The 26,906-nt window shown below is 54.0% G+C and carries 23 protein-coding genes, 1 tRNA gene and 2 pseudogenes; 9 read left to right on the top strand and 17 right to left on the bottom strand.

Annotated elements, in window-relative coordinates:
- Window positions 1-298 precede the first annotated feature (298 nt).
- The 4 genes and pseudogenes from otsA to ACQE32_RS03510 form a co-directional block, all read right to left on the bottom strand.
- Complete coding sequence (gene otsA, locus ACQE32_RS03525) at window positions 299-1,735, bottom strand: alpha,alpha-trehalose-phosphate synthase (RefSeq protein ID WP_426972207.1); 1,437 nt, start codon at window positions 1,733-1,735, stop codon at window positions 299-301.
- Window positions 1,732-2,525 (bottom strand): annotated as a pseudogene (otsB, locus tag ACQE32_RS03520) (trehalose-phosphatase). Before otsB ends, otsA begins: the two are co-directional and overlap by 4 nt.
- Window positions 2,526-2,858: 333 nt before the next feature.
- On the bottom strand, window positions 2,859-3,542 hold the full coding sequence (locus tag ACQE32_RS03515; protein ID WP_426972205.1) for an SOS response-associated peptidase family protein: 684 nt from the start codon (window positions 3,540-3,542) through the stop codon (window positions 2,859-2,861).
- Window positions 3,543-3,582: 40 nt separating this feature from the next.
- On the bottom strand, window positions 3,583-4,113 hold the full coding sequence (locus tag ACQE32_RS03510; protein ID WP_085071418.1) for an isochorismatase family protein: 531 nt from the start codon (window positions 4,111-4,113) through the stop codon (window positions 3,583-3,585).
- Window positions 4,114-4,432: 319 nt separating this feature from the next.
- Between ACQE32_RS03510 and ACQE32_RS03505 the strand changes: the two genes are divergently transcribed.
- The 3 genes from ACQE32_RS03505 to ACQE32_RS03495 all read left to right on the top strand — a co-directional run bounded on the left by ACQE32_RS03505 (window position 4,433) and on the right by ACQE32_RS03495 (window position 5,881).
- Window positions 4,433-4,996: a flavin reductase family protein gene (locus tag ACQE32_RS03505; RefSeq protein ID WP_426972203.1), complete on the top strand. Its 564-nt coding sequence runs from the start codon at window positions 4,433-4,435 to the stop codon at window positions 4,994-4,996.
- A 123-nt stretch (window positions 4,997-5,119) separates the two neighbouring features.
- Window positions 5,120-5,659, top strand: a complete 540-nt coding sequence (msrA, locus tag ACQE32_RS03500) for a peptide-methionine (S)-S-oxide reductase MsrA (protein ID WP_085071416.1) — start codon at window positions 5,120-5,122, stop codon at window positions 5,657-5,659.
- A 134-nt stretch (window positions 5,660-5,793) separates the two neighbouring features.
- Window positions 5,794-5,881: transfer RNA gene (locus tag ACQE32_RS03495), tRNA-Ser, on the top strand.
- Window positions 5,882-6,186: 305 nt separating this feature from the next.
- Here the strand turns inward: ACQE32_RS03495 and phoH are convergent.
- From phoH to ACQE32_RS03465, 6 genes are all read right to left on the bottom strand, one after another.
- Entirely contained in the window at window positions 6,187-6,975 is a 789-nt protein-coding gene (phoH, locus tag ACQE32_RS03490; RefSeq protein WP_085071414.1) for a phosphate starvation-inducible protein PhoH, read from the bottom strand.
- Between the two features lie 66 nt (window positions 6,976-7,041).
- Window positions 7,042-7,242, bottom strand: a complete 201-nt coding sequence (locus tag ACQE32_RS03485) for a hypothetical protein (protein WP_426972202.1) — start codon at window positions 7,240-7,242, stop codon at window positions 7,042-7,044.
- Window positions 7,243-7,539: 297 nt separating this feature from the next.
- The gene (gene efeB, locus ACQE32_RS03480) at window positions 7,540-8,817 is read right to left on the bottom strand and encodes an iron uptake transporter deferrochelatase/peroxidase subunit (RefSeq protein WP_427021350.1); all 1,278 of its coding nucleotides are present in this window, start codon (window positions 8,815-8,817) and stop codon (window positions 7,540-7,542) included.
- A 5-nt stretch (window positions 8,818-8,822) separates the two neighbouring features.
- Complete coding sequence (gene efeO / locus ACQE32_RS03475; protein WP_427021349.1) at window positions 8,823-9,944, bottom strand: iron uptake system protein EfeO; 1,122 nt, start codon at window positions 9,942-9,944, stop codon at window positions 8,823-8,825.
- A 53-nt stretch (window positions 9,945-9,997) separates the two neighbouring features.
- The gene (gene efeU / locus ACQE32_RS03470) at window positions 9,998-10,831 is read right to left on the bottom strand and encodes an iron uptake transporter permease EfeU (protein ID WP_427021348.1); all 834 of its coding nucleotides are present in this window, start codon (window positions 10,829-10,831) and stop codon (window positions 9,998-10,000) included.
- 186 nt (window positions 10,832-11,017) lie between these two features.
- Window positions 11,018-11,497, bottom strand: a complete 480-nt coding sequence (locus ACQE32_RS03465; RefSeq protein ID WP_085071410.1) for an Lrp/AsnC family transcriptional regulator — start codon at window positions 11,495-11,497, stop codon at window positions 11,018-11,020.
- 162 nt (window positions 11,498-11,659) lie between these two features.
- Here ACQE32_RS03465 and ACQE32_RS03460 point away from each other — a divergent pair, with 162 nt between their 5' ends.
- From ACQE32_RS03460 to ACQE32_RS03450, 3 genes are all read left to right on the top strand, one after another.
- Window positions 11,660-11,863 (top strand): hypothetical protein, encoded by a 204-nt coding sequence (locus ACQE32_RS03460; RefSeq protein ID WP_427021347.1) that lies wholly within the window; start codon window positions 11,660-11,662, stop codon window positions 11,861-11,863.
- 17 nt (window positions 11,864-11,880) lie between these two features.
- On the top strand, window positions 11,881-12,303 hold the full coding sequence (locus ACQE32_RS03455; protein ID WP_426980876.1) for a DUF2000 domain-containing protein: 423 nt from the start codon (window positions 11,881-11,883) through the stop codon (window positions 12,301-12,303).
- Window positions 12,304-12,536: 233 nt separating this feature from the next.
- On the top strand, window positions 12,537-13,163 hold the full coding sequence (locus tag ACQE32_RS03450) for a LysE family translocator (protein ID WP_426980875.1): 627 nt from the start codon (window positions 12,537-12,539) through the stop codon (window positions 13,161-13,163).
- A gap of 62 nt (window positions 13,164-13,225) precedes the next feature.
- Here the strand turns inward: ACQE32_RS03450 and ACQE32_RS03445 are convergent, their stop codons facing one another.
- Window positions 13,226-13,942: a GNAT family N-acetyltransferase gene (locus ACQE32_RS03445; protein WP_427021346.1), complete on the bottom strand. Its 717-nt coding sequence runs from the start codon at window positions 13,940-13,942 to the stop codon at window positions 13,226-13,228.
- A gap of 99 nt (window positions 13,943-14,041) precedes the next feature.
- On the opposite strand from ACQE32_RS03445, the gene ACQE32_RS03440 reads away from it, so the two are divergent.
- Entirely contained in the window at window positions 14,042-15,505 is a 1,464-nt protein-coding gene (locus tag ACQE32_RS03440) for a PLP-dependent aminotransferase family protein (RefSeq protein WP_427021345.1), read from the top strand.
- Between the two features lie 123 nt (window positions 15,506-15,628).
- Here ACQE32_RS03440 and putP read toward each other — a convergent pair whose 3' ends face one another.
- Window positions 15,629-17,113 (bottom strand): sodium/proline symporter PutP, encoded by a 1,485-nt coding sequence (gene putP / locus ACQE32_RS03435; RefSeq protein WP_426972194.1) that lies wholly within the window; start codon window positions 17,111-17,113, stop codon window positions 15,629-15,631.
- Between the two features lie 433 nt (window positions 17,114-17,546).
- Between putP and putA the strand changes: the two genes are divergently transcribed.
- Entirely contained in the window at window positions 17,547-21,497 is a 3,951-nt protein-coding gene (gene putA, locus ACQE32_RS03430; RefSeq protein ID WP_426972192.1) for a trifunctional transcriptional regulator/proline dehydrogenase/L-glutamate gamma-semialdehyde dehydrogenase, read from the top strand.
- Between the two features lie 235 nt (window positions 21,498-21,732).
- Window positions 21,733-21,957: pseudogene (locus ACQE32_RS03425) on the top strand (ISNCY family transposase); the annotation flags it as partial.
- A 120-nt stretch (window positions 21,958-22,077) separates the two neighbouring features.
- Here the strand turns inward: ACQE32_RS03425 and ACQE32_RS03420 are convergent.
- The 5 genes from ACQE32_RS03420 to ACQE32_RS03400 all read right to left on the bottom strand — a co-directional run bounded on the left by ACQE32_RS03420 (window position 22,078) and on the right by ACQE32_RS03400 (window position 26,780).
- Window positions 22,078-23,151, bottom strand: coding sequence for an acyltransferase family protein (locus ACQE32_RS03420; protein WP_426980872.1), 1,074 nt, complete (start codon window positions 23,149-23,151; stop codon window positions 22,078-22,080).
- 227 nt (window positions 23,152-23,378) lie between these two features.
- Window positions 23,379-24,131, bottom strand: coding sequence for an L-cystine ABC transporter ATP-binding protein TcyN (gene tcyN, locus ACQE32_RS03415; protein WP_427021344.1), 753 nt, complete (start codon window positions 24,129-24,131; stop codon window positions 23,379-23,381).
- Entirely contained in the window at window positions 24,128-24,796 is a 669-nt protein-coding gene (gene tcyL / locus ACQE32_RS03410; RefSeq protein WP_426972188.1) for a cystine ABC transporter permease, read from the bottom strand. The genes tcyN and tcyL overlap by 4 nt, the downstream gene beginning before the upstream one ends.
- The gene (gene tcyJ / locus ACQE32_RS03405) at window positions 24,796-25,596 is read right to left on the bottom strand and encodes a cystine ABC transporter substrate-binding protein (protein ID WP_250650195.1); all 801 of its coding nucleotides are present in this window, start codon (window positions 25,594-25,596) and stop codon (window positions 24,796-24,798) included. Before tcyJ ends, tcyL begins: the two co-directional genes overlap by 1 nt.
- Before the next feature lie 197 nt (window positions 25,597-25,793).
- Window positions 25,794-26,780 carry a D-cysteine desulfhydrase gene (locus tag ACQE32_RS03400; protein WP_426972187.1) on the bottom strand — a complete coding sequence of 329 codons (987 nt, stop codon included), beginning with the start codon at window positions 26,778-26,780 and terminating at the stop codon, window positions 25,794-25,796.
- Window positions 26,781-26,906: the final 126 nt, after the last annotated feature.

The following is a 26,906-nucleotide window of genomic DNA, read 5'->3' as shown; positions in this document are numbered from 1 at the left end:
TGAATGATTTTATGCGAAGACGGAGGGTAGTGATCTACTATCGGCACGGATAAGCGGTTCTTTATCAATAAACGCGTTATTTTTCGCAAATAGTTCGCAACTGCACAAAAAATAGCCTAAGCACACTGCTTTGCGCGTTTTTTCGTTTAGTCTATTAATAAGCGGGAATGCATTATTTTATGCGGGATTCAGGCGTTTTTACTGGTAGCTTATTTCAGCCTCTTCAGGCGTAACGGCTGAGTAAACGGCGGCAAAAAAGAGAAAACGCATCAACCTCCCTGTCGATGCGTTAGCTTAATCAGGCAAGACGTTGAAAGGTTGCGACCTTGTTGTCCGTCTTACCATCTTCAGAGCGCGGCGTAATCGCGCGCAAATCCTGCAGGAAGTTTTCACGCCATGCGCTAATATCGTTTTTGCGCAAGATAGTCATCATGTCGTTATAGCGAGAAATACGCTCGGTACGCGACATGGTTAATGCCTTATCCAGCGCCGCCGCCACTTCATCGCGATCGTAGGGGTTGACGATCAGCGCCGAGGTCAGCTCGTTTGCCGCACCTGCAAAGCGTGACAACACCAGTACACCCGGATCTTCCGGGTCCTGTGCGGCAACGTACTCTTTAGCCACCAGGTTCATGCCGTCACGCAGCGGCGTAATCAGCGCAACGTCGGTCAGGCGGAAAATTTTCATCAGCAGACGGCGATCGAAATGCTGGTTCAGATAGTAGAGCGGCGTCCAGCCCAGAGTGCCGTATTTACCGTTGATACGCCCTGCTTCCGTCTCCAGCTGGTGACGAATGTCCTGATACGCCTGCACATCGCCGCGTGAAGTCGGCGCGATCTGTGAATAGCGAATTTTGCCGCGATGCTGTGGATAGTTCTCCAGCAGCGCTTCGTAAGCCAGAAAACGCTCCGGCAGACCTTTGGAATAGTCCAGGCGCTCACAGGCGATAATGTTCTTCGCATCGCCCAGCTCACGTTTCATTGCCACCATCTTCGGCGGCAGCGGGCCTTCTGCCATCTCTTTGATGCTGTCTGGCTCGATACCGATTGGATAGACTTCGGTAGCAAAAGTATTGCCAAAGGCGCGATGCAATTTCGGCCCTTTATGCTGAACCTGGGTCAGCATCGCCATGCACTCCAGGAAAGCCTGGCGATCGTTTTCCGTCTGGAAGCCCAGCAGATCGTAATCGCTCAGCATTTCCAGCAGCTCTTTATGCGGCGGCAGCGCGTTGAAGATTTCTGGCGTTGGGAAAGGGATATGCAGGAAGAAACCAATCCGGTTATTTACCCCGCGCTTACGCAGTTCGGCAGCAAACGGCAGCAGATGGTAATCATGAATCCACAGAATATCGTCTGGTTCAATCAGCGGCAGCAGGCGTTCTGCCAGTAGCTCATTCACATGACTATAGCCGTCCCATGCTTCACGCTGGAACTGCACTAAATCGAGACGGTAATGGAAAGCGGGCCAAATAACGGTATTGGAGAACTGGCAATAGTAGAGATCGTAATCGTTTTGATTCAACGGGAAAGAGGCGTAGGTAATGCCTTCCTGCTTAACAATATCGATTTCTTCACTATCTTCTTCACCAATGGCGCTGATCTCTCCATTCCAGCCGAACCATAATCCACCGGTCGTTTTCAGTGCATCCAGGATACCCACCGCCAAACCGCCAGCGCTGGCTTTTGATCCATCTGGTACAGCGATACGGTTAGATACGACTACTAAGCGACTCATAACCTTGACTCCTTACCGACGTTGTCTTGTCTTGATCTAATTGTAATTTGATTTGCTCCAGCCAGGCATAGACCTCACTTACCCCTTTCAGGCGAAAGTGCGCCTCGCTTGAACCTTCACCGACTTTTACGGATATGCCCTGCAGCGCGTTAACCGCGCGAAATCCTTTTTCATCCGTTAAATCATCACCAATAAATACCGGAATACGTCCGGCAAACGGCGCTTCTCCCATAAATGCTTTGATCGCTTCGCCTTTATCCACACCCTGTGGCTTGATTTCCACTACACATTTACCCGGCTGCAGCGACAGCGTCGGATAATGTTCAACCAGCTTTTGAGCCAGCTGCATGACTTCATCTTCATACTGCACGGCGCGACGATAGTGCAATGCAAACGCCATGCCCTTGGTTTCCAGCTGTGTACCCGGCCACTGCGCCATGGCATTGTGCAGGGTATCGCTCAGCTCCTGGCCCATCGAGGCTGGCAGAGAAATACGATGCAGTTCGCCGCTGGCGTCGCGTCGTTCCGCGCCATGTACGCCAGCTGCCGGCACCCGTAACGGCGCGGCCAGCATATCCAGCTCATGAATGGGACGTCCTGAGACCAGCGCCAGTGCGCCCTCGCTTAATCGTGAAAGCGTCAGCAGCGTTTCTCGTACCGGCTCAGGAATAAAAGCTTCGTCGGGACGCGACTGGATCGCAGCCAGCGTACCGTCAACATCAAAGAAGAATGCATAGAGGCCGCCGCTCAGGGAAGGTAATACGTGGTTTTCTACTGCTACGGTTGTCACACTCTTCCTCCTGCTCGGATTAACACGTTTAACCAGCCGAATAAGGGCTTTGGGTTAACGCGCTTAGAAATTTTTGATGCAGCAAAAGGATGACGAAACTGGGCAGGTTTACAGCGTGGCTGGATGAGACAAGTGGCACAATGCTGGATAGCTAATGATGGCGACTCTTCCGGGTTGACCTGTTACCTGGCCGGCCCTGAGCCGACTGCCCATCTCGCATCACTTTATGCGGACATCGTACCAAACCAGTATAGTCACCAATTCCGGCTTCGCCAGGAATGTACTAATTTTCAGAACATACTGAATTTTGCAAAAAAAGGTGGACTTACTGGTTTAACAGAGCGGGTCCTCGATGGGATCCACCAGTTCCGGCTGTTGATGATGTGGATTGCCTACTGCGCGGCTAACGGGGTGCCAGCTAAACTGCTGCGCATCCAGTGCTGCCTGCCCGGCCAGCTCGCCAGCGCGCTGAGCGGAGGTATCAGGATGTAGCCATTCGCTTACCGCCTGCGCTTCCAGCACCAACGGACGCCTGTCGTGCAGATCGACCATGCCGCGATCGCTGGCTGCGGTAATAATCACAAACCCTTCTTTTTCCTGCGGACGTGCATAAGGCGCATGACCTATCGCCGCGAAAAACAGCGGCTGGCGTTGGCGATGATAGATGTAGTAAGGCTGTTTCTTTTCGCCCTCACGTTTCCATTCGTACCAGCCATCGGCCATCACCACGGCGCGCCCGTGCTGCCACAGCGGACGAAACATTTTGCTTTCTGCCGCCGTTTCTACGCGAGCGTTGATCAAAGGCGCTTTATGCCACCAGGGCGGCGCATAGCCCCAAAATATGGGATCGAGATGCAGCGCATCGTCGCGGTGATTCAACAGCAGCACATGACTACCGGGCGCAACGTTGTAGCGCCCGATCGGCTGCTCATCCCAGGCGATATTGCGTTCTGCCTGGCCTTCAAGCGCTGACAGCCAGGCTTCACGTGATTGAATTTGAGTAAAACGTCCGCACATAGCGCCTCCTTTATAAAGCAGTATAGAAGGCGCGCAGAAATCAGGCGGCGGTACGCCATGCCTGTACGATCTCAGCGGTGCTGATAACCTGCACACCATTACCCGGCAGGATAAGATTGGCCCAGACTTCGTTATGCTGCTCAATCAGCTGCTCTGCCGTGGCCCAGCGGCGGCTGGAGGTGGTATGCGCGTCGGCTGCCACGCGGATAGCGTACCCCTTGCTGCTGCCGACTTTAATGGTGGTATCCACGCAATAGTCGGTGGCGCAACCGCAGATAACAAAGGAGGAGGCATCCAGCCGTTGTAACAGCTGATCAAGTTCGGTGTTCCAGAAGCTATCGCATGCCTGTTTATTAATGTAGAGCGAGCCCGGCGGCTGATGCAGCTCCGGTAATATTTGCCAGGCTTCGGTTCCTGGCTGCATATCCGTATCCAGATGTTGAATAAAAATGGTGTGTTCAGCGGCGTCAATCAGTTGATTAATACAGGCGACGCGCCCTGCCCGATCGAAACGCGGCGTATTAAAAACGCCGTTTTGCATATCAACCACAATCACTATACGTGCGGACATAGAGTTTTCTCAGTGAGAAAGGGAAGATTCCATCCTGGCTGATGCCTGACGCCGGGGTCAATCCCTGCAGTAGGCGTGGATCACAGTTTAGCATGCAAATGCTGAGGCGGCTGAGTGTCAATAACAGGTGGCATCACTTCGCGCATTAGCGCCATAAACTGGCACAGGCGGGCCGGAGCGGTGTGATAGCTCTGGCGACGCTGGCAGCGGCGGACGACCTGATTGTTCGTCTGCGTAGCCGTTAATGCGGGCCTTCGCTGGTGCCGCGCGCGTCACCCGCTACACTCAGAGAAGAGTCTCTTTCACCAGTGGAGGCATTATGACTGATTACAATAAGCAAAACTTTCCTGTGGAAAAAGTGCGCAAATATCTGGAACCTGGCCCGGTGGTTCTGGTGACATCGAGCTGGGAAAACCAAAGCGCTATTATGACGCTGGGCTGGCATACCATTCTGGAATTTTCACCGTCGCTGGTGGGCTGTATGATCGCCAGCATGAATGTCAGCCACGATTTCATCCGTAACAGCGGCGAATGTGTGATAAATGTCCCTACCCACGAGTTAATCGATCAGGTGGTGGCCATTGGCAACAGTCACGGCGATGAGGTGGATAAGTTCGCAGCTAACCGCCTGAGCATTGAACCGGGCAGCGTGGTTAAAGCGCCGCTGATTGCCGAGTGTTTCGCCAGTTTTGAATGTCGGCTTTACGACGGCGCGCTGGTCGATAATTACAACTTTTTCATCTTTGAAGTGGTAAAGGCGCACGTCGATCCCCAGGTAGCCTTCCCTGCTACGCTGCACTATACCGGCGAAGGTCTGTTTCGGGTTATGGGCGAACAAACCAGCGATCAGCATAAGAAATTCAAGCCGGAGATGCTGATTTAACATGAAAAATTTTCCAGTTAGCCGGTTAGCTGAACAGAAAGAGCGGCGTTAATTGCCGGTGAATAGCAGATTATGCGAGGATGGCTCCCTTAGCGTCACGACCCAATCTGGAGAAGTAAAACAATGGCAATTGAATATGCGGTAATTGCAGGTGGATGTTTCTGGTGTACCGAAGCGGTATTCAAGGACATCATTGGCGTTGAATCTGTAGAGAGCGGCTACACCGGCGGAACGCGCCCTAACCCAACCTATGAGCAGGTATGCAGCGGCGCAACCGGACATGCCGAAGCCATCCGCATCGGTTTTGATCCGGAGAAAGTGAGCTATGGCGATCTGCTGGATATCAGTTTTGTTACGCACGATCCGACCCAACTGAACCGTCAGGGCAATGATATCGGTACTCAGTACCGTTCCGCGATTTTCCCGGCGAACGCTGAACAAGAAGCGGAAGCCAAAGCAGCGATCGCGCGTGCGCAGCAGGATCACAGCGATCCGATCGTGACCACTATCGAGCCGCTGAAAGAGTTTTACCCGGCAGAAGATTACCATCAGAACTATTGGGAAGGCGAAGGCCAGCGCAACGGTTTTTGCATGGCGGTCATTCCACCCAAGCTGCAGAAGCTGCGTAAAAGTTTTGCTAACCGCGTGAAGTCATCTTCTTAAGCCATTGCAGGCGAGGCGAATTGTATAAGGCTTAACCGGCGCTAATAAAAGGGAAAAATAGTGCTTGACCCTTTTATAACAACTCCCTATAGTAGCGCCCCGTTGCCACCCAGCGCGGTGTCAGCAGACAATACGGTGAGGTGTCCGAGTGGCTGAAGGAGCACGCCTGGAAAGTGTGTATACGGCAACGTATCGGGGGTTCGAATCCCCCTCTCACCGCCATATTTAATGAGAAAGCCTGAGCGAAAGTTCAGGCTTTTTTATTTGCATAAAGCACCACAGAGAGGGGTGATGAGAAGCCCCGCCGGGGTTCGACAACCGGCAAAGCCGGTTGGACAGCCACAGGCTGCCCGCAGGGCGAGCGAAGCGAGTCAATCCCCCTCTCACCGCCATATTTAATGAGAAAGCCTGAGCGAAAGTTCAGGCTTTTTTATTTGCATGAAAGCCTGAGCGAAAGTTCAGGCTTTTTTGTATGTATAAAAAAGCCCGGACTGACGTCCGGGCTTGGGCTACAGCTACTCACTCAATCAACTATAAGCATGCAGCGCGCGCTGACAGAGCGCGGAACGCACACAATCCTCTTTCCCGAACCGCACTACGCTTACCATTTCATCTTCTACAAAACGGTCAAGCGCATCGGCCAGGCCCGATGTCACCCCCGCCGGCAGATCGCACTGGGTAATGTCGCCGTTGACAATAACCGTGACGTTCTCGCCCAGGCGGGTCAAAAACATTTTCATTTGGGCAGCGGTGACGTTTTGCGCCTCATCAAGGATGACCACCGCGTTTTCAAACGTACGTCCGCGCATATAGGCAAAGGGAGCGATCTCCACCTTACCAATTTCCGGACGCAGACAGTATTGCATAAAGGAAGAGCCGAGACGTTTAACCAGAACGTCATAGACCGGGCGAAAATAGGGAGCAAACTTCTCAGAGATATCACCAGGCAAAAAGCCCAGATCCTCGTCGGCCTGCAGCACCGGTCGGGTCACGATAATCCTGTCGACATCCTTGTTAATCAGGGCTTCTGCTGCTTTTGCAGCGCTGATCCAGGTTTTACCGCAACCTGCTTCGCCGGTTGCAAAGATCAGCTGCTTCGTCTCTATGGCGTTAAGATAGTGCGCCTGAGCCTCATTACGCGCTTCGATAGGTGAACGATCGCGTGAATCACACGCCATACCGATGGCGTCCAGGCCGCCCATGTGCACCAGCGAGGTGACCGATTCTTCTTCACGCTGCCGGTGGCTGCGTGAATCGCTACGAAGCACTCGACGTGCTTCACGACGCGCTTTGATCACTGCTTTCTGTCTTCCCATAGTGGCACCTTACAGTTGGTTTCATTTCCCGCACCGGAGCTGGTCTGGTGCGATTACGTGAACGCTTTAGAGGGTGGCTTCCTTCAGAGCCTTACGAGCCATTGAATGAGCGCATGCCGCAGACATACGCCGGAAATCATAAAAGGGACGAGTTAAGCCGAGAGGATTGATAAAAGAAGCAAATAGTCTGGAGAAAGAAAAACTCTCGCGAAAAGTCTTGCGATGTTTTTTATTTAAAACGGGCTGTCCATTACAGGACTTTTCCATTCGCATTCTCCATCGAGGAAGCTGAGCATTACAGACTACCGACCTGTATAAAGTGCAACAGATTCTTATAATTTTGCAATAGCAATTTTAACCAAATGAATAAAAAATAACCGCCCGGCATCCATAGAAAAGTGACCCTGTTAATTTATATTTATAAATCAGTTAGTTAAAAAACAAAAATAGTGGTGAGATAATTCAGAAACTTCATAACAGGAAAGAAAGCGGAATAGCAAAGAGAAAGATCGAGCAAAAAACCGTCTCCCGCCATTTATAACCTGGCGGGAAATCGTAAGTTAATCAGGCCTCCAGTAATGACTGAGCCAGATAATGTTGATTATTTATCACGCCCGGCAGCACAAAGAAATAGCCGCCCCCTGTGGGTTTAATATATTCCTCCAGCGCCTCGCCATTGAGCCGTTGTTGCACGGTTAAAAATCCTTTTTCTAAATCGTGCTGGTAGCACACAAACAGCAGCCCCATATCCAGCTGACCCGCAGACGTAATGCCGGCGGAATAGCTGTAGCCACGACGCAGCATCAGGCTGCTTTGTGTTTCCGGCGTACGTGGGTTGGCCAGACGAATATGTGCATCCAGCGGAATCATCTCCCCCTGCTGATCCTGCGCGTAATCCGGTTCGTCGTGCTCATGTTTCATCCCCAGCGGCGCGCCGCTGAGCTTTTCACGGCCAAAGATGGTCTGCTGTTCACCCAACGGCGTACGGTCCCAGAACTCGACGCGAAACTGAATAATGCGTACCGCCTGATAACTGCCGCCCACGGCCCAGGCGGGCTCCTGCTGATCCTGCGTCACCCACAGTATCGAATCCATTAAAGCCCGGTTTGTGGCGTCGGGATTGGCCGTACCATCTTTGAAGCCCAGCAGGTTAATGGGCGTTTCCTTGCCTTTACTGCGCGCCGCATGGTCCGGGATAAAGCCTTCGCGCCGCCAGCGTACCGCCAGCAAATCAGGCGTATGTTTAATGATATCGCGCAGCGCATGGATCACGGTATCGTTGGTGTTGGCGCAAATCTGCAGCAGCAGGTCACCATGACAGCTTTCCGCGTCCAGCGCGTCGTTGGGAAAACGCGTCATGGTTTGCAGCTTTGCAGGCTTCAGCGCCGTAAGACCGTAACGATCGTCAAACAGCGCCTCGCCTACCGAAACGGTGATCGTCAGATTATCGGGCCAGATACGTTCGCCAAGGATGCCGGAATCAAGCGGCGGCAACTGGGGATTGGTGACCAGCGGTGCCATGCCGCCCATGGTCAGAAAAGCGATGCGTTCAGTGAGCAGTTTAAACAGCCGCACAAGGTCGTTTTTATCGCCTGCCAGCACATCAAAAGCCACCAGCATTATCGCAGCCTGCTGCGGCGTGGTGATCCCGGCCTGGTGCGGCCCGTAAAACGGCTGGCGCTCTTCCCGGGCATTGGGAGAAAGCGCCCCTGGCGAGAAGCTTTCCGCCGCCGCAGCGCTTACCGGGCAACCGCTGCCAACCACAGCGGCCCCGCTCAACAGACCAAGTCCTTTTAACAGGCGACGCCGTGAAAGCATCGCCGCGTCGGTCACTTTTTCCATCCGGCTTAATCCAGTCCCAGCGTGCCACGCAACAGAGCCAAATCTTCCGCCAGGACGGTAATCGGCCCTTTTAAGCGGTTGCGATCGGTTATGGTCAATTTTTCATATAAGGCGAAGCCATCCTGCGTACGGTATTTGGTCAGGATGACATCGACTTTTTTGAAGTTGTTATCCACCTTGCTTAGCAGCTGCGGATTGGCTTTTTCCAACTGCGGACGCAGCAGATTGACGATTTTCTGCGCGCCATCAACGTTGGCCTGGAAATCCCACAGATCGGTACGGCTGTAACGATCTTCTTCGCCGGAGATTTTGCTGGCGGCGACTTCTTCAATCAGGCCAGCTGCGCCGCCCACTACTTTGCCCGGCGGGAAAGCCAGCGCATTGATGCGTTTTTGCAGTTCCAGCGTGTCCTGATACAGACGATCGGCATAATCGTTCATGCCCTCGGTGCTGCGATCGCCAAACAGTGCTTTTTCCAGACGATGGAAACCGGTGAATTTAGGATCCGCCGCTTTTTGTTCATAGTCATCTTCACGCGCGTCAATGCTGCCGTCCAGGTCCGAGAAGAGTTCAGCGATCGGTTCGATACGCTCATAGTGCTGCCGGGTTGGCGCATAGAGCGACTGCGCTTTTTTCACATCACCCGCTTTAACCGCGTCGGTGAAAGCTTTAGTGCCGCTGACCAGCTGCGCCACTTCGCCAACAACCCAGCTTTTATATTCGGTAATCGCCCCGCTTAGCTGCATCAGCTCAGCCTGTTTGCCACTGCTCTGCTCAGTGCCGGTTGCCTTAACGATCAGTTTGCCTTTCGGGTTGCTGAGCAGGCCGCAGGTCATCTCATATTCGCCAGGCTCAAGATTGGCGGTGAGCTTTTGCGTAAAGCCCGGCGCGATATTTTCACGCTCTTCTACGACCATAACGCCTTTGAGGATCTCCCACTCCAGTCCTTTCTGGCTGTTGTTACGAATAATAAACTGGGTTTTGCCGGCATTAACGGTGAGCGCCATCGGTTCACACTGTTTATCGTTAACGCTGACATTTACCTGCGGCACGTCAGCCGCGCCGGACACAGCGGAATACGCCAGAAGAGAAGCCAGTAAGGCTTTGCGGCGAGAAATCATGGTCATCAATGTAGTCCCTGTTAAAGTCACAAACAGGCGCGACAAACGCGCCATTGGTTTTAGCTTGTTGAACGTGCCGCTGCGGCACCCGGCCGGGCAGGCATAAAAAAGAACAGTAGTGCCGGAATCAGATAGATAAACCAGACTGCGACTTCGCTAACGGTAGGCGTCTCCTGGTAACCCAGCAGGCTTTCCAGTAGCGTCCCGAACAGGGTGTGCGTGGAGAGTGCGTTACTGAGATCAAAGGCGATGGTTTGGTAGTGATTCCACAGCCCCGCTTCATGGAAGGCGCGGATCGCCCCGGCAGCCAGGCCGGCAGCAACAAAAATGATAAACAGGCTGCTCCATTTGAAAAATTTTGCCAGGTTAAGTTTGACGCCGCCCCAGTAGATTAGCGCGCCGATAGCCGCAGCCGTGATCAGTCCGAGCACAGCGCCAACGGGCGGTGCCATCCCCACATCCTGGGTAAAGGCGGCCAGCAGGAAGAAGACCGATTCCAGCCCTTCGCGTGCCACGGCAAGAAACACCATCAGCACCAGCGCCCAGCCATGGTGACTGCCTTTTTGCAGCGCCTGGTCGACAGCATCTTCCAGTTGCGCTTTGACGTTGCGCGAAACGTTACGCATCCAGAAAACCATCCAGGTAAGGATCGCTACTGCTATCACCGCCACGATACCTTCAAACAGCTCCTGTTCCTTTTGCGGGAACTCACCGGTTGTGGTGTTGATGAACACGCCAAGCGCCAGACAGAGCGCGGCAGCAGTAAAGACGCCAGCCCACATGGCACCGAACCAGCGGGTGCGTTGGGTACGCTTCAGGTAGCTGGCAATCAGGCTGACAATAAGTGCTGCTTCCAGCCCTTCGCGCAGCATAATTAGAAAGGGTACAAACATGCCTGATCCTCAGTAGTTTTAGTTCGCGTAAAGTGACGTAAAGATGCGTAAACACAAACGATATTGATTATCATTATCGGCACAAAAAAAACAAGACGCCGCAGTGATTATTTATCAGGGCGCAGGAAATTTAAGCCAGCGACGTTTTTCTGCGTCAGTGCTGCTTCAGCGGCAAGTAGGACTACTTCAGCTCCCCTCCCCGATCTTTTTAATCGGCAAAGTCACCAGCGGTTTAATCTCTTTCAGCACAAACATACTTTGCATCTCTTTAATTCCGGGAAGACGCCGCACTACCGACATGGCGAAATCGGCATACGAATCCAGATCCGAAGCCACTACCTGCAGTAAAAAATCAGCATCGCCGCCAATGCTGTAGCAGGCCACCACATCTTCCAGCGCGGTCACTTCCTCTTCAAACTTCCTTGCTTCCGCTTCGCTGTGGCTGTCGATCGCTACTCGCACAAACACCATAACGCCCAGGCCTATTTTTTTGCGATTCAGGACTGCGCGGTAGCCCTGAATCACTTCATCCTCTTCCAGCTTGCGTACTTTGCGCCAGCATGGCGAAGCGGACATGCCGATTTTTTCGGCCAGTACCTGGTTTGTGACACGCGCATCATCCTGTAACAGCTTCAGGATTTTCATTTCTGTCGGGCTAAGCGCCATAAAAGAAAGTTCCTTTCGTTTTCACCGTGATAAAAGATGATTCTTTCCTGACACAAGCAATGAAGCAAGTAATATAGGTAACAATTTCCCTTCCGGCCACGGCATAATACATTCGCAACTTTAATGATTAATTGAAGTGAATGCCGAAAGGAATTGACTCGTATGTTAATGCATATCGTCTTGTTTACGTTTAAAACCCCATGGAGATGGGCATCCATTGATGCTATCGATGCGGAAAGAACGACGCGTGTGCACCCTGATTACATTTATGAAATTAAAGGATGGGCCTGTGGTCGCAACATCACCCGCCGTCATATCGCGGCTGATTTTGTGGTTATCGGCATGTTTGAAGGCCGTGCTTGCTGAAAAACCAGGAATCGAATATGAAATTTGATGCCAGCCAACATCGTTGCACAATTGTCATCGATAAAGATTTGCCCGCCGGTCTTGCCATCAACGCCGCGAGCGTGATCGGCGTTAGCTTTGGCCGCACCGTTGAAAACCTGGTAGGCCCGGACAGGCAAAGTCTGGACAACATCAATTACCCGGGCGTGATTTATGCGCCGCTCCCGGTACTGCTGGCGCCAGGCGAGGTCATCCATGAACTGCAAAGAACAGCTGAAAATGATGAAGAGATCTATGTTATGCCATTCAGCGCCCTCGCTCAGTCCTGTAAAACCTATGATGAATATGGCGAACGCATCTCTTCAGTCAACAGCAGTAATATCGAACTGGTCGCCATTGGGCTTATCGGCCCGAAAAAGAAAATCACCAAAATCACAGGCAACCTGCCGCTCTATAAATAACAAGTCATAACATGCCGAACGCCATCAAACAGGCAGCTTAATCGCAGAGGCTGGCTATTTTGTGCAGCAGCGTACAGGCATGCCCACATGATGATGGTGACATGGCCGTTCCGCTCTCTCACCGTTTGGGGAGCGCAGGGAGAAGGCGCTACCGTGTTTGCCAACCGGTGTCGTGAACATCTGGACCTTAAGCCCTGCTGGCGCAATCTTTCTTTTATTGAACAGGAATCACTATGCTGGGAACCGCACAAATCCTCTCTTATATCGCCGCGCTTGGATTAGCTGCGGCTATACCAGGTCCGGGGATGACCGCCCTGGTCGCCCGCAGCGTTAGCGGCGGTGCCGTGACGGGCTTCACCATGTTGACCGGTTTGATTCTGGGCGACCTGATTTACCTCTCTGTGGCGGTGTTTGGTCTGGCGGTTATCGCCCATAACCACACTTCGCTGTTTACCCTGATTAACTGGGCGGCCTCGTTCTATTTATGCTGTCTCGCCTGGCAGTTCTGGCGCTATCAGCCGCAGGCGGTGAATATCGATCAGCGGGCGACGCGCAAACAGCTGGCCTCCGCCTGGTTCTCCGGGCTGACCATTACGCTGGGCAACCCGAAGACTATCGCCTTTTATCTGGCGATCCTGCCGCTGGTGATTTCACTGGACAACGTCTCGTTGCAGATCTGGGGCATGATGCTGGTGCCGCTGACCATTTTTGTGCTGTTGGCAGTCGGTGCCGTATTTATCCTCGCGGCGCTTAAGATACGCCATTTCCTTACCAGCGCTGAAGCGCAGCGCCTGCTGTTCCGCTCTGCGGGCGCGATTATGTTGCTGGCGGCCATCGGTATGGTGGCAAAAACGCTGTAGCAGTATTCAGTTATCCACGCCCCCCGGGGCGTGGACTTCCCCGGGGGTATCAACACGCTCAGCTACCGCGTAGCGGATTGCGCTCGCAGGCTTTGCAGCGAGCGCCACTGACGACCTGCAGCATCAAAGTTTTCTGGCGCAAGCCAGCTACGTAGCGCCATATCCACTTCCGACCACTCTTTATCGATAACAGAAAACCAGTCGGTGTCGCGGTTACGGCCTTTTGTCACCAGCGCCTGGCGAAAACGCCCTTCATACTGAAAACCCAACCGTAACGCAGTACGACGAGAAGCTTCATTCAGACTGTTGCATTTCCATTCATAGCGGCGATAGCCCAGCGTCTCGAAGGCATAACGCATCAGCAGCCACTGTGCCTCGGTTCCCATTGCCGTGCGGGTTAACAGCGGTGAAAAATGTACGTGCCCCACTTCCGTCACGCCATTCACAGGATCGATACGCATCAGCGCCAGTGACCCGACAGGCATCATGTTCTGTTTATCGATTACCGCAAAGTGAAGCGGATCGTTGAGATTTTCCACGCTCTTTACCCACGCGACAAAGCTGGCGTTGCTGTTGTCAGGCTCCCGCAGCAGCCATGTCCAGTCGCGGGCATCGGGTGCATGCTGAAACGCGGCGTACAATGCCTGCGCATGGGTCATGCTTAGCGGTTCCAGGCGGCAGAGACGGCCCTCAAGCTGTGTGCGTTGCGGATGCGGGCGCGGCTGCCAGTCAGATAACGGTTCGCCAACTGGCTGACCAAATTCATTATAGTGATGCATTATGCCTCCTTAGCTGTTAAGAAGGCAGAGCGTATAAAAGTGCTGGTTCCTTAAAAAGCGCCACGGTGGTACGTTTTTATGGTACCACCAGGAGATACGATGAATATTCCCAACGACGCTTTTTATACGCTGCTTGAAAATGCGCTGACACAGCGAGGCAGCGTAACCCGCCAGCGTGCGCTGTACCAGGCTTTACGTGATGCCATTCTTGCAGGAAAGCTACAGGCCCGAAGCCGCCTGCCAGGCTCGCGTAGCATCGCGCAACGACTGACGCTATCGCGCAATACGGTTAACGGCGCGCTGGAACAACTGGCGCTGGAGGGTTATCTGCTACGCGACCGCAAAGGTTCGCAGGTCGCAACGCTGGCGGCGCAAAATACTTTTTCTGTAAATACCAACAGCGTTTCCTTGCCAGCGCATCTGATGCAGCTTCCGTCTGGTAGCCAGCGTGATTCGCCGCCTTTGCTTTTTACGCCCGGTACGCCCGCTCTCAACTATTTTCCAATGCCGCTCTGGCGTCGTTTACTGACTCGCGTTCTGCATGAAGAAGGTTGCACGCTGTTGGGCTATGGCGATGCAGCAGGTGAATGGTCGCTGCGGGCGGCAATTGCACGACATCTGGCGCTGGCGCGCGGCATTCACTGCGACGCTTCGCAGATTATCATTACTGAAGGCGCGCTGGAGGGGCTAAGCCTGTGCGCACGTTTGCTGACGCAGCCGGGCGAAAGCGCCTGGATTGAAGATCCCGGTTATCTGGGGGTGAAAAGCGCGTTTACTGCGGCAGGACTGGTCCCTGAAGCGATCCCTGTAGATAATGAAGGGCTATGCTTTGCTAATTTCACTGCCTTACCGCCCCGAATAATTTTTACTTCGCCATCGAATCAGTATCCCACCGGAGCAGTGCTCAGCGCCGCCCGCCGCCTGGCGCTGCTGACGTTTGCCCGGCAACATCACGCCTGGATTGTTGAAGATGATTATGACAGTGAGTTTCGCTACGACAATGCGCCCATACCGGCCATGGCAGGCATGCAGCCTGATGCGCCGGTAATCTATCTTGGTACATTTAGCAAAACCCTGTTTCCGGCATTGCGCACCGGATTTATCGTGTTGCCGCCCGCTCTGGCGGTGGCGGCGCGGCCAGTGGTAGGCGCGCTGCTGCGCGGCGGGCATCGGGCGGAACAGCGCGCGCTGACGCGATTCATCGAAGAGGGACACTATGCGCGTCATCTTGCGGCGATGCGCCGTCTCTATCGCAAACGACAGCAACAGCTACGCGCAGCGCTGGCGAATCATCTAACCGAGCCGTTCACCATTACTGGCGGAAACGGCGGCCTGCATCTTACCATCACGCTTAATGCTATTGATGATGTCAGGCTGGCCCAACAGGCGCGTCAGTATCAGCTGGCGCCCGCCCCGTTAAGTCAGTTTTATCTTGATAAGAACCCTGCCCGATACGGGCTGGTGCTGGGCTACGGCAATACCTCCGCCTCGCAGTTTGTTCCGGCGATAGAGCGGTTACAGCAATTGATGACACGTCTGCGCCATCAGGCGAGCGGAAAGTAGCCTTTACCCTGCGCTGAGCAAAAGGGGGAATGCAGCAGAAACAGTGCGGCCTGCCATAAGCAGGCAGGCCGCGATCAGAGGAAATATTCCTGTAAGGTCATCGGGCCTGTCGGCCCGGGAAAATTAATGCGTTTTATATTCTGCGTCGGCCGCATCGAAGCGCGCCTGCGCTTCAGCAGAGGGCGCACGCCCCATCAGGCTCACAACGTAGATCGCGATGCTGGCAAACAGGAAGCCAGGGATGATTTCGTACAGACCCAGCCAGCCATAATGTTTCCATACCAGCACCGTCAGCGCGCCAATTACCATGCCCACCAGCGCGCCGTTGCGCGTGGTGCGTTTCCAGCAGACCGAGAACAGTACTACCGGACCAAACGCGGCGCCGAAACCGGCCCAGGCATAACTCACCAGCCCCAGAACACGGTTCTCAGGATTAGAGGCCAGCGCAATAGCAATCAGAGCCACCACCAGTACCATCATACGGCCAAACCAGACCAGCTCTTTCTGACTGGCGTTTTGACGCAGCAGGCCTTTATAAAGATCTTCCGTTAGCGCGCTGGAGCAGACCAGCAGCTGGCAGCTTAGGGTAGACATAACCGCCGCCAGGATAGCCGAAAGCAGAATGCCAGCGATCCACGGGTTAAACAGCAGACGCGCCAGCTCGATAAAGACGCGCTCGCCGTTTTCACTTACGCCAGCCGCCTCTTCCGGATGGTTCTGGAACCAGGCGATGCCAAAGAAGCCCACCGCAACCGCGCCGCCCAGACAGAGGATCATCCACGCCATACCGATACGTCGTGCGGTACGGATCGAGCGATGCGAGTCGGCCGCCATGAAGCGCGCCAGAATATGCGGCTGACCAAAATAGCCCAGGCCCCAGCCCAGCAGCGAAATTACCGCAACAAAATTCAGCCCTTTCAGCATATCGATGTTTTCCAGGCTTTTCGCTTCAATCACCCGCAGGGAATCCTCAAAGCCGCCCACGGAGATAATCACCATAATCGGCGTTAACAGCAGGGCGAAAAACATCAAACTGGCCTGGACGGTATCGGTCCAGCTTACCGCGAGGAAACCACCCACAAAGGTATAAAGAATAGTGGCGGCCGCTCCGGCCCACAGCGCTGTTTCGTAGCTCATACCAAAGGTGCTTTCAAACAGGCGCGCCCCGGCCACAATGCCGGATGCACAGTAGATGGTGAAGAAAACCAGAATAACGATGGCGGAGATAATCCGCAGCAGCTTGCTGCGATCCTCGAAGCGGCTGGTAAAGAAATCAGGCAGCGTCAGGGCGTTATTGTGATGTTCAGTTTGTACGCGCAGGCGACCAGCTACGATTTTCCAGTTCAGCCAGGCACCGATAATTAGCCCGATGGCAATCCAGCTTTCTGAAATTCCTGACAGAAAGATAGCGCCGGGCAACCCCATTAGCAGCCAGCCACTCATATCCGATGCGCCCGCTGAAAGTGCGGTAACCAGGCTGCCCAGACTACGCCCCCCAAGAATGTAGTCATCGAAATTTTTGGTTGAGCGCCAGGCTATAAAGCCAATCAACACCATGCCAAGAATATAGATGATGAATGTCACCAACATCGGTGTGCTTAATGTCATCAGGTTCTCCATTTATTATCGGTATTAAGCAGAGGGTTGTTTGCCCTGTGTTCACCGCCGGAACGCAGCGGTTTTTATTAAAAACTTATCTTTGGCGCGCTATCCTGCCGGAAAGGTTTATAACGCACAACATTTAACACAGCTGTTACACTGAATTCACTCCCTCTCGTTATTAGAATTTCAGAAGGTTGCACCAGGTCACGTTTCAGTCAGTAACACCCTGGTCGCAACCGCGCCAATCTCAGAAAATTCGGGCTTTCGCAAAAGTGGCGAGGAATTTGCAGCAATATCCATGCCGCTTTCGCAGATTTAACAATTTGGCATTTGCGCGGAGTGTTAACAGGCTCACAATTAACACGGTTGCACAAAGTTGCAACATAGGTGATATTGCGCCATACAACGGTGATATAAGGTTTTGAGGAGCGTTAAAGGCATGGCAACGACGACCATGGGTGTCAAACTGGATGAAGCCACCCGCGAAAGAATCAAACAGGCTGCACAACATATCGATCGCACCCCGCACTGGCTGATCAAACAAGCGATTTTTAACTATCTTGAGCAGCTGGAGCAGGGTACGCAGCCCGCTGAATATCCGCTGCAGGCAGCAGCCAATGAATCAGAAGAGGCATTGCTGGAAGAGCCACATCAGCCGTTTCTTGATTTCGCAGAACAGATCCTGCCGCAAACGGTTACCCGTGCAGCCATTACGTCTGCCTGGCGTCGCCCGGAACCTGAAGCCGTCTCAATGATGCTGGAGCAGGCGCGTTTACCTGCCCCGCTGGCAGAAAAAGCCCATCAGCTTGCCTGGTCGCTGGCGGATAAGCTGAGGCACCAAAAAGGGGCAACCGGACGCGCCGGAATGGTGCAAAGCCTGCTACAGGAGTTTTCGTTATCCTCTCAGGAAGGCGTGGCGCTGATGTGTCTGGCGGAAGCGCTGCTGCGCATCCCTGATAAACCGACGCGCGATGCGCTGATCCGCGATAAAATCAGCAACGGCAACTGGCAGGCGCATCTGGGCCGCAGTCCTTCGCTGTTTGTGAATGCCGCCACATGGGGTCTACTGTTTACCGGCCGTCTGGTCGCAACGCATAACGAAGCCAACCTGTCGCGCTCCCTTAACCGTATTATCGGTAAAAGCGGCGAGCCGCTGATCCGCAAAGGCGTGGATATGGCGATGCGTTTGATGGGCGAGCAGTTTGTTACCGGCGAAACCATCGCAGAAGCGCTGGCCAATGCCCGTAAACTGGAAGAAAAAGGCTTCCGCTACTCTTACGATATGCTGGGCGAAGCGGCGCTGACCGCCAGCGATGCGAAAGCGTATCTGCTCTCTTATCAGCAGGCGATCCATGCCATTGGCAAAGCCTCTAACGGGCGTGGTATTTACGAAGGCCCGGGGATCTCGATCAAGCTTTCTGCGCTGCATCCACGCTACAGCCGCGCGCAATACTCGCGCGTTATGGAAGAGCTCTACCCTATTCTTAAATCGCTGACGCTGCTGGCGCGCTCTTACGATATCGGGATTAATATCGATGCCGAAGAGGCGGATCGTCTGGAGCTGTCGCTCGATCTGCTGGAAAAACTCTGCTTCGAGCCGGAACTGGAAGGCTGGAACGGTATCGGCTTCGTTATTCAGGCTTATCAGAAGCGTTGTCCGTTTGTGATTGACGCGCTGATCGATCTGGCGCAGCGCAGCCGTCGTCGTCTGATGATTCGTCTGGTAAAAGGCGCTTACTGGGACAGCGAAATCAAACGCGCGCAGGTCGAAGGGCTGGAAGGCTATCCGGTCTATACCCGCAAGGTCTACACCGATATCTCTTACCTGGCCTGCGCCCGCAAGCTGCTGGCTGTGCCTAACCTGATTTATCCGCAGTTCGCCACCCATAACGCCCACAGTCTGGCGGCGATCTATCATCTGGCGGGCAATAACTATTATCCCGGTCAGTATGAGTTCCAGTGCCTGCACGGCATGGGCGAGCCGCTGTATGAGCAGGTGGTCGGCAAAACCGCTGATGGCAAGCTGAACCGCCCGTGCCGTATCTATGCGCCGGTCGGCACCCATGAAACCCTGCTGGCTTACCTGGTGCGTCGTCTGCTGGAAAATGGCGCTAACACCTCGTTTGTTAACCGTATCGCGGATAAAACCCTGCCGCTGGATGAGCTGGTGGCCGATCCGGTTCAGCAAGTTGAGCGGCTGGCCGCAACGGAAGGCGCCATTGGTTTGCCGCATCCGAAAATTCCGCTGCCACGCGATCTGTACGGTAATAAACGCCCCAACTCCGCCGGACTGGATTTAGCTAACGAACACCGCCTGGCGTCCCTCTCCAGCGCCCTGTTAAGCAGCGCCGCGCATTTATGGCGCGCCGAACCGATGATTGAAGGCGAGCTCGGCCAGGGGGAATACCGCCCGGTGCTAAACCCGGCCGATCCCTCCGACCTGGTGGGCGAAGTGCGTGAAGCCAGCGAGCAGGAAGTAGCACAGGCACTGGAAGCGTCGGTAAATGCCGGTCCAATCTGGTTTGCCACTCCAGCGCAGGAACGCGCCGCTATTCTGGAACGCGCCGCTGAACTGATGGAAGGTCAGATGCAGACGCTTATCGGCATCCTGGTGCGCGAAGCGGGTAAAACGTTCAATAACGCCATTGCTGAAGTGCGCGAAGCGGTCGATTTCCTCTATTACTACGCCGGCCTGGTAAGCAGTGACTTTGATAATGAAACCCATCGTCCATTAGGGCCGGTGGTCTGTATCAGCCCGTGGAACTTCCCGCTGGCGATCTTTACCGGGCAGATTGCTGCCGCCCTGGCGGCGGGCAACAGCGTGCTGGCGAAACCCGCAGAGCAAACGCCGCTGATTGCCGCTCAGGCGGTACGCATTCTACTTGAAGCGGGCGTGCCGGCTGGCGTCATTCAGCTGCTGCCTGGCCTCGGCGAGACTGTAGGTGCCCAGTTGACCGGCGACGATCGGGTGCGTGGCGTTATGTTTACCGGCTCGACTGCCGTAGCGAGTTTGTTACAGCGTAACCTGGCCGGACGCCTCGATCCGCAGGGCCGCCCAACGCCGCTGATTGCCGAAACCGGCGGAATGAATGCGATGATCGTTGACTCCTCCGCGCTGACAGAGCAGGTGGTGCTGGATATCGTTTCCTCTGCCTATGACAGTGCGGGCCAGCGCTGTTCGGCGCTGCGTCTGCTCTGTATTCAGGAGGACGCTGCCGAGCATACGTTGAAGATGTTGCGCGGTGCGATGGCGGAGTGCCGTATGGGCAATCCGGAGCGTCTTTCCACTGATATTGGTCCGGTAATTGATGCCGAGGCGAAAGAGAATATTGAGCGTCATATTCAGGCGATGCGCGCCAAAGGGCTGACGGTGTTCCAGGCGGTACAGGAGCATCAGCAGGACAGTAAAGAGTGGACGCAGGGCACCTTTATTAAGCCGACGCTGATTGAACTGAACAGTATTGATGAACTGGATAAAGAGATCTTTGGCCCGGTACTGCATGTGGTGCGTTATACGCGTAGTTCACTGCCGCAGCTGATTGAACAGATCAATGCATCGGGTTATGGCTTAACGCTGGGCGTGCATACCCGTATTGATGAAACTATCGGTCAGGTAACCCAGCGTGCGAAAGTTGGCAACCTGTACGTTAACCGTAATATGGTTGGCGCAGTGGTTGGCGTACAGCCGTTCGGCGGCGAAGGCTTATCAGGTACCGGTCCGAAAGCGGGTGGCCCGCTTTACCTCTATCGTCTGTTATCGCATCGTCCGGATAACGCGCTGCAGGTCACGCTCGATCGTCACGATGCCGAACAGACGCTTGATGCGACGCTGCGCCCTGCCCTTATCGAAGCGCACAAGGCGCTGAGCGACTGGGCCAACGCGCAGCCGCAGCTGGCGGAAGTCTGCGCCCGCTATGAAAAACTGGCGCAGGGCGGCACGGTACGCTTGCTGCCGGGCCCAACCGGCGAGCGCAATACCTATATTCTGCTGCCGCGCGAGCGCGTGCTCTGTCTGGCGGATAACGAGCAGGATGCGCTGGTACAGCTGGCGGCGGTGACCAGCGTCGGCAGTCGCGCTTTGTGGCAGGATGATGAGCTGCATCGTAAGCTGGCACAGTCGCTGCCGGAGAAAGTACGCGCACGTATCGATTTTGCCCAGGATCCGCTGGCTCAGGAACAGCACTATGATGCGGTGATCTATCACGGCGACGCCGATCAGCTGCGTTTGCTGTGCGAGAAGATTGCCGCACGCGGCGGCGCGATCGTTTCAGTGCAGGGCTTTGCCCGTGGCGAAACCAATCTGCTGCTGGAGCGTCTGTTAATTGAACGCTCGCTGAGCGTCAATACCGCTGCGGCGGGAGGAAATGCCAGCCTGATGACGATTGGCTAACGCCACCGGTTACCACAAGCCGCCTTAATACAGGGCGGCTTTTTTTTACCCTGGTGCCTGGACAATCATTACCTTATCGAAGGTGGATACCACAAGGCCACGAGTACGCCATGACTGACAGGCAAGAACAAACCAGAGAAAAACAGCCCCCAACGCCTCACGATGCGGCATTCAAACAGTTTCTTACGCATCCCGATACCGCCAGAGATTTTATAAGCTTTTGTTTTCATTTATAAACCACATTGTGCAGGCAGGCGAACAGCCAGACGCAGAGGCCTTTGTACGCAAACTGGCACAAAGGGTGCCACAACACGAGGATGCACTGATGACCATCGCACAGCAGCTAGAACAGAAAGGCCTTGAACAAGGTATCAAACCTGGTGAACAGCGTGGCATTGACCGCTCCATCGTGATGAAGACCGGCCTTTCTGAACACGAGCTGGCACAGAGCCATCACTGATACGCAGCTTCTGTTTAAAAGAGGCTACTGTTAACCCGATGCGGTCAAACAAACGCGTTAACAAGCCTCTCACCCTTCGTAAAAACCTGATGCCCTGGTTATGGATTACGCGGCCCTGGTTTAGACATCAAACTTCATGCGCAGCAGACGCGGATAGATAAACAGCGATTTTCCCAGGCCTTTATTCAATAGCTTCCATACCGCTATCGAACACAGTGAACAGAGCGCCACCATGCCAACCGGAAAGCCGACCGCCCAGAGTATTGAGAACAGCGCGGAATCAAACAGGTGATGATCCAGCGCGAACAGGATGGCCGTCATACCGAAATATTCAATAAAGATGCGGTGCAACACATAAATTTGCAGCGTATTTTTACCGACCCAGTTCATCCACGTCATGCGGAAGTGGTTGTTCAGGGTGCGGCAGAGCGCGATGCAGAACAGGATAGCTAACGTGCACAGGAACAGATTTTTCTGTAGGCCCAGCAGTAGATGCACCACGGACAGTAACGCTAATCCCAGCCACGGCAGCAGGTTATTTTTGTGCCATTCGCTAAGATGGATAACCTGCGCGCTCCAGAATGAACCCATAATGAAATAGATAAAATATTGTGAGAGGCTTTCCGGTCCCCATCCAGGGATGATTTTTTCCACTGCCAGATAATTCAACAGCACCGCGACAATAACCAGTGGCAGGCGCTGTTTGCGGAACAGTTTCGCAAACAGAAAGAACAATCCCAGCGCATAGAGATACCAGGAACTGCTCATTGCCAGCAGCATCAGTGATATAAATTCCTGCGGTGATTCAGCATACGAGGAATTAATATTACTGGAAATACGATGATGAGTGATCTCTGAAGAGATACCGTAAATAGAAAGCCACTGAATAACACCCCAAAGAATATAAAGATAAAAAAGATTAGTTACGCGACTGGTAAATACTTTTTTCCACGGTTTGTCATTAATTGCCCGCGCGGCCAGCATGCCGGATACAAAAAAGAAAGCTGGCATACGCAACGGCGACAGAACGGTATTAAACGCCACCCACAGGTGGGCCGGTAGGCCGCCTGCCGTGAGATGTTTCAGCGTGCCTTCAAATCCAGGTAACACCACATGATAGAGCACCACCAGTAGAATGCAGCCGCCTTTTAGGGTATTGATCCATTGAATTTCCTGACTTTTTTTATCGTTCATTGCTGTGATTCCCGCTAAGTTGACGGAAGTAAAAAGGCAGAATAGCCAGCCTGCATTATTAACGGGACGTGAATGAAATCGCTGTAGCTTTTATCTTAAAAAGAATAATCGGCCCTGAGGCAAAGTAATCAGAGGGTCATTGAAACAATAAAAAAACGGGCAGCCCGCGAATGTGGCTGCCCGTTGGATAAATAGATTTAGGAGTAGCCTGGCGTCGGTAAGGCCAGTTATTGGCTAAGGAATTTCTCCAGGAACTGACGCGTACGCGCCTGTTGAGGATGCGCAAACAGCTCTTTTGCCGGCCCCTGCTCCACAATGCGTCCCTGATCCATAAAAATAGCGCGATCGGCTACGTCACGCGCAAAGCTCATCTCATGCGTAACAATTACCATAGTGCGTTTCTCTTCCGCCAGCGAACGAATGGTACTGAGCACCTCGCCGACCAGTTCAGGATCCAGCGCCGAAGTAGGCTCATCAAACAGGATCACTTCAGGACGCATCGCCAGCGCACGGGCAATGGCTACGCGCTGCTGCTGTCCGCCAGAAAGGCGGCGCGGATAGCTTTCCTCTTTACCGTGCAGTCCTACCTTCTCCAGCAGCGCCCGGGCGCGCGCTATCGCCTCGGCTTTGGGTTCACCCTTAACGATGACCGGACCTTCAATAATATTTTCCAGTACCGAGCGATGCGGAAACAGGTTAAAGCTCTGGAATACAAAGCCCACCTGCTGGCGCAGCTGGCGTACGCGCTCTTTCTGTTTACTGACAGGCAGAGCGGCATTGATTTCAATATCGCCCACTTTAATGGTGCCGCCGTCGGGTATCTCCAGCAGATTAATGCTGCGCAACAGCGTGGTTTTTCCCGAGCCGCTGGGGCCGATGATTGCCACGACTTCACCGGAAGCGACCTCAAGATCGATACCATGCAGCACCGTCTGACCGTTAAACCGTTTTACCAGTTTGCTGACTTCAATGGCGCTCATTTGGCCTCCCGATCCTGACGGTTAACATAATCTTCCAGGCGGTTTTGCAGCGCCGACAGCACGGTCGCCATCACCCAGTAGATCAGCGATGCCGCCAGATACATGGTGAAAACCTCCAGCGTGCGTGAAGTGATCAGCTGCGCCTGGCGGAACAGCTCCGGCACCTGAATGGTGGCAGCCAGCGAGGTATCTTTCACCAGGCTGATAAAGCTGTTGCCCAACGGCGGTAACGCGGTACGTGCCGCCTGCGGCAGCACCACGCGACGCAGTGTTTGCCAGCGCGTCATGCCGATACTGGCCGCCGCTTCCCACTGACCGCGCTCAATGGCGGCAATCGCGCCACGCAGCGACTCAGAGGCGTAGGCTGCGGTATTTAACGACAGGCCAATCATCGCCGACGGGATAGGATCAAGCTCGATGCCAAACTGCGGCAGACCGTAATAGATCATAAACAGCTGAGCAATCAGCGGGGTGCCGCGAAAAATGGAAACATAAATGCGCGCCAGCCAGTTGATTGGCCAGAAGGATGAGAGCCGCATCAGCGCCAGGATAAAACCCAGCACCAGGCCAAAAAACATGCCGCCAATGCTGAGCTGCAGCGTGAACAGCGCGCCCTTTAATAAAAAAGGTGCTGAATCCAGCACCAGTTGGATACTCTCTTGCATTATTTAGTAACGTCCGCGCCGAACCATTTTTGTGAAATCTTATTCAGCGTGCCGTCTGTCTGCATGGTGGCAATCGCCTGGTTAATAGCGTTCAGCATATCTTCATTGCCTTTACGCAGCGCCACACCCGCTTCCTGACGTGAGAATGCAGGACCTGCTACCGCCATGGTATTACCGGTTTTCTTCACCAGGTCGAGCGCGGCCAGGCGGTCAACCAGAATGGCATCCACACGACCAGAGCGCAGATCCTGATATTTAGTCGGGTCATCATCGTAGGTGCGAATATCAACATTTTTCACATTCTCACGCAGCCACTGCTCATAGTTGGTGCCAAGGCCGACGCCAACTTTTTTGTTCGCCAGATCCTGCGGGCTTTTAATGGTGCCTTCTTTATCTTTACGGGTCAGCGCCTGAATGCCGGAGACGGTATAAGGCGTGGAGAAATCATATTTTTTCTTACGTTCGTCGGAAATCGTGACCTGGTTAATCACCACATCGATGCGTTTGGAATCCAGCGATGCCAGCATGCCATCCCATTTGGTCGGCTTCAGGCTTGCCTTAACGCCAAGATGCTCAGCCAGCGCTTCGGCAAACTCCACTTCGAAGCCGGTCAACTTGCCGTTTTCATCCTGAAAGCTAAACGGCGGATAGGTGCCTTCCAGACCCACCAGCAGGCTGCCGCGCTCTTTAACCTTGTTGAGCAGGTTTTCCGCCGCGAATGTTTTTACGTTAACACCCGCGACCAACGCCACGGCCATCACGCCCAGAACCAGTTGACGACGTACCTGAGAAAAAATCATATTTACCCCGTTTATTGTTGGATTGTGTGTAAAACGCTTTCGTTAAAAAGCAAAGCCGAATAGTTCAGCTTTGTTACGAAAAAGCAAAGATCATTAAACAGAATGATTGTATACCCTAAATAATTCAAGCTGCATCGCCACGGCAATCGCCTGGATCCCGATGCAGTTACACCAGTAAGGGATTTTCGTTTTCGCCATCAGACCAAAGGGTGATAAGCAAATAATGCCGGTGCGCCACCGGTATGCACAAACAGCAATGGTCCTTCACGCTGGAAGCGCTGCTGACTGATACCATCGATTAATCCTGCCATCGCTTTGCCGGTATAGACCGGATCAAGGAAGATGCCTTCCAGGCGTGCCAACAGCTTCACTGCTTCCATGCCCTCTTCGCTGGGCATGCCGTAGCGCGGACCAAAATAGTCATCCCAAAGCGTGATTGCCGCGCTGCTGTGCGTCTCCAGCAGGCTGGCAACCTGCTGCTGGAGGCCGGTAACCAGCGGCAGCTGATCGACAACTTTGCGTGACACCGTCACGCCAACCAGCTCCGTTTCCGGCAGCAGATGTTCTAATCCCAGCGCCAGACCCGCATGCGTGCCCGCACTGCCGGAGGCCACAACCACCGCAGCGAAATCCACAACATCTTCGCTTTGATGAGCGATCTCCTGCGCGCACTCCACATAACCCAGTGCGCCCAGCGCGTTAGAACCGCCAACCGGCACCACATAAGGACGAAAGCCCTGCGCTTCCAGACGAATGCGCAGCTCCTCCAGCTGTTGCGCGGGCGCATGCAGCGTATCCACCAGCTCTACTTCGCAGTCCATGAGATCAAGTAGCAGGCGGTTGCCGTTGCTGAGATAGTTTTCCGCCTGAGTTTGGATCGGGTTCTCCAGCAGGGCAAAACACTTCAGACCCAGCTTTGCCGCCACTGCGGCAGTTTGGCGTACGTGGTTTGACTGGATAGCCCCGGCGGTAATCAACACATCGGCCCCTTCGCGCAACGCATCCGCCGCCAGAAACTCCAGCTTGCGTAGCTTGTTTCCACCCAGCGCCAACGGCGTAATATCATCACGCTTGATAAAAATATCGCGGCCAAGGTAGTCGGAAAGACGTGGCAAATGCTCCAGCGGCGTTGGGGCGCCAACCAGTTCTAGACGGGGGAATTGGATCAGATTAGACAGGGACAAAGCAGCCTCCACGCACACAGAATAATGGCTACAGTGTTGCAGAAGATTTGTCGGGGATCTATGGTCAGTTCGTGTGATGAGGCGCAGACGCGCCTGGCTGCTGAAAAAGTCAGCGCGGCACGGATG

Source organism: Pantoea sp. FN0302, from assembly GCF_050113775.1.
Taxonomy (GTDB): Bacteria; Pseudomonadota; Gammaproteobacteria; order Enterobacterales; family Enterobacteriaceae; genus Mixta; species Mixta alhagi.
The sequence above is the reverse complement of the archived record's forward strand: the minus strand, read 5'-3'. Positions and strand labels throughout refer to the sequence as shown.